Source organism: Ruegeria sp. AG6, assembly GCF_056541565.1.
Genome location: NZ_JBQFYQ010000023.1, coordinates 1 through 3,369, shown reverse-complemented (window position 1 = coordinate 3,369; position 3,369 = coordinate 1). Strand labels below are relative to the sequence as shown.

Here is a 3,369-nt window from a genome sequence, read left to right as displayed (position 1 = left end):
TGATCTCCAGCATGGAATGGATTTTGAGAGCAGTTTGGGACTTAGGGTTTACCGCTCAAAGGCAAAGTTGTCGGGCTGACAGAAGTTGAGTGTCGCGCTAAGTTCCTCAAAACGGGGGAACGAATGGATAGACGGCTTACCACAGTGCTTGCGGCGGACATCGTCGGATATTCAGCACTGATGGATCATGACCGTGAAGGTACGATTGCTGCGCTTAGATCATTCCGTGAAGATACACTTCAGTCGCTGCTGCAAGCCCACAGGGGGACATTGATCAAAAGCTTGGGCGACGGTTGGATTGCCGAGTTTAAGTCCACATCAGACGCTGCAGATTGCGCTATTGCATTACAGTCAGCGCAGAAACCAGAGAGCATCAAGCTTCGAATTGGCATTCATACTGGCGAGGTCGTTACAGAAGGCGATGACATTTTTGGTGACGGAATAAATGTCGCCGCTCGTCTCGAAGCGCTGGCCGAGCCGGATCAGGTTTTGATATCGGACACATCTCACAACAGTCTTGACCGAGGTGACGCGTCCAAATTCGATGGCGGCGAGCAGACAGAACTCAAAAATATCACGCGCCGCATTGGTGTTTGGTGCTGGCCAAAGGGCACTTATGCCAATCTATCAGAAAAGGCAGATGTCAGACCCGGGATTGCAGTGCTGCCATTCGACAATATGTCTGGTGATCCCGAACAGGAGTTTTTTGCGGACGGCATTACCGAAGACATTATCACAGAGTTGTCTCGTTTCCGTTGGCTGATGGTCGTGGCACGAAATTCATCTTTTACATTCAAAGGAAAAAGCACGGACATACGCGAAGTGGGTCGCATTCTTGGAGTGCGCTACGTTCTCGAGGGTTCAGTCAGACGAGCAGGTCAACGAGTCCGCATTACAGGTCAGTTGATTGATGCGGACGACGGCAGTCATCTCTGGGCAGATCGCTTCGACGGCGTGCTTGATGATATTTTTGAACTTCAAGACAAAGTAACGCTGGAGGTCGTAACCGCGATTGAACCGTCTCTAAGGCACGCCGAAACTAACCGTGCGCGGGCAAAACCTACGGGAAATTTGGAAGCTTATGAACTATATCTTCGAGCACAATCGCATTTCCATCTTTTAACGGATCAAGACAATCGAGAGGCCATACGTCTGACAAACCTCGCATTGAGGCGTGATCCAGAATACGCCTCCGCGTCAGGGCTGTTGGCTTGGTTGCATATTCAACGAATGGTTCAAGGGCTTGAGCCAATTGGTGAAGGGCCGAAAGAGGCTATTCAGGCAGCCGAGCGGGTTCTGTTGAGCGATCGTGCAGACGGCATCGCGTTGGCGTACGCTGCGCATTCAATCTCTATGCTGGCGCGAGACCTGCCACGCGCGCGGGTTGCTTTCAAACAAGCCCTTGAGCAAAATCCAAATGCCGCAACGGTCCATATGCTGGGCTCCATCAACCTTTTTCTGCTTGATCGTCCAGAGGAAGCACTAAGTCACGCGGTTCAATCTGTTGAGCTCAGCCCTCACGATCCATTGCGCCACGCTGCTTACCTTGCTCAGGCTAGCGCGCTTTTTCACCTTGGGCGTTATGAAGAATCGGCTAAGGCTTGCCGAGACGCTTTATCTGTACGCTCAAATTTCGTAATGAGCCATCTCATGCTGATTGCTGCGTTAGGACACCTCACCGATGATGCTGCAGCTCGCAAAGCGGTAGCTGACCTTCAGACGTTGCGCCCAGGCCTGACTGCAGCCTCAGCGCAGACACAAATGCCAATATTCACTGTTCCATCCTGTGCAGATAGTTGGCGTGAGGGTTGGCTAAAAGCAGGGTTACCAAAATGAGTATCCGTAGCGTTTTTTGCAAAGGCTTTAGCTTCGCACCGCTCCAAGTTAACGTCAGGTCACAAAATTGAAGATGAAAGAACTGAATGAGCACAGCAATAGCTTCCTGTGACTTCACGGAGTGTTAGAAACTGATTTATGCTCAATTCAACCCTTCGTCTGTCCGATAACTCGTCCCACTTATTTCTGCAGCGTCAATTTTGAGCTTCGAACGGCACCACTTCTCGCCCAGTTCTCCGTTCATGTTCCGCCAACCTCTGAAGATACCCCTCAGACCGGGCCGTCTGCCGCCAGATGATGTAGTCTTTGACGTGGTTGGCGTTCGGGTCGGGTTGTTCGTCCAGCCCGTAGAACTTGTTTGATGTTGGTAACGGTGCACCAGCCACTTCAGCAGACGCCTCGGCCATCACCCGCTTCAGTTCGCCCACTCGGGTGTAATCGACAATAAAACCGTCATGCACGGATAGGACTGGAACGGCCCGATCGCAGAAGTGCCGATGGACGCGCTCCGCTATCTCACTATCAAGGTTCATCAACTGAATACCTTGATCCGCGAACAGAAAGTCCCTGATGTGAGGGGTCTTTTCCAGAAAGCCAGTCAGCAGGGCCTCCAGTTGCTCGTTCGTCAGTGTCTTGCCTGCGTGGCCGGTTGGGTGTCCGTCTCGAAACGCCCGGAAGGCGGCATCCCTGGAACCGGCGTTGATTGCTGTCAGTACAAGCCGCTTGATAAATTGACGCTGCAGCACTGAAGGCAGCCATGCACCCAGTATGTTGGGCAATTCATAGGGATCGCCATCAAGTTCTTTTCCTGCTCGAAGGCTGAGCAACGAGACATGGAGGCTGCGGAAGTCCACTTCGACAACTGGCGTATCATTGATGAAGATCTTCGACCTCCAGTCACTATTTATCTGCTGCCACCAACCGCCATGAAAGCGCCCATTCAGGTTGAAGTCAGAGCGGCTGAATATCCTGCGGGTGAACTTATGATGATGATCGGTGGTGACATCATCGACCCTTGGTTCATCCAAAACAGGGATATCAATGAAAGCGCCACCAATAACTTGGTTATAGCGCTCAAGCTCAGCCCGCATTCTAATGATCTCGTCGGTTTCCTCGTACTCGACCAGTGCCTCTGCTTTGTCGCCTCTGAGGATGATGATTTCTTCACCTTCGACCCGACCAACGTCATCTCGTCGGAATGCCACTTCGGCGAACCATCCCTGCAGGACCTCGGAGGCTCGTATCCTTGTTGTTCTGTTCCCCTGGGCCAGAGGACCCGAGTAGCTGCCCTTGGCAACATCCAATAGTCCTGCCTCAATCAGGGTGTGAATGATCGGGATGATCTTCTTGGATATATGGATCGCGTTATAGCGAGAAGACGTGTCCCAGTGGTTCGAGGACATGGAGACGCCGATAGACAGTTCTGGGTCTTCCAGCCAAGCAACATACAGGTCCAGAACCAGCACTCGGAGTTGATGTCTGAATGCAGTCTTCGGCTTCGGTCCGGAGGTCTGATCACTCGGCAGGTAGTTG

Annotated in this window: 2 protein-coding genes; one reads left to right on the top strand and one right to left on the bottom strand. The window is 52.2% G+C overall.

The genetic code is table 11. From position 1 onward, the window contains the following. Nucleotides 1-123: 123 nt before the first annotated feature. Nucleotides 124-1,836 carry an adenylate/guanylate cyclase domain-containing protein gene (locus ACR0I0_RS20535; RefSeq protein WP_480492672.1) on the top strand — a complete coding sequence of 571 codons (1,713 nt, stop codon included), beginning with the start codon at nt 124-126 and terminating at the stop codon, nt 1,834-1,836. 194 nt (nt 1,837-2,030) lie between these two features. Here ACR0I0_RS20535 and ACR0I0_RS20530 read toward each other — a convergent pair. Then, nucleotides 2,031-3,369: hypothetical protein (locus ACR0I0_RS20530; protein ID WP_480492671.1), on the bottom strand; the 1,339-nt coding region annotated here is incomplete at its 5' end.

Bases quoted from the DNA above. Each gene is read 5' to 3' on its own strand.
- ACR0I0_RS20535 (WP_480492672.1), top strand. From the start codon at position 124: ATGGATAGACGGCTTACCACAGTGCTTGCGGCGGACATCGTCGGATAT.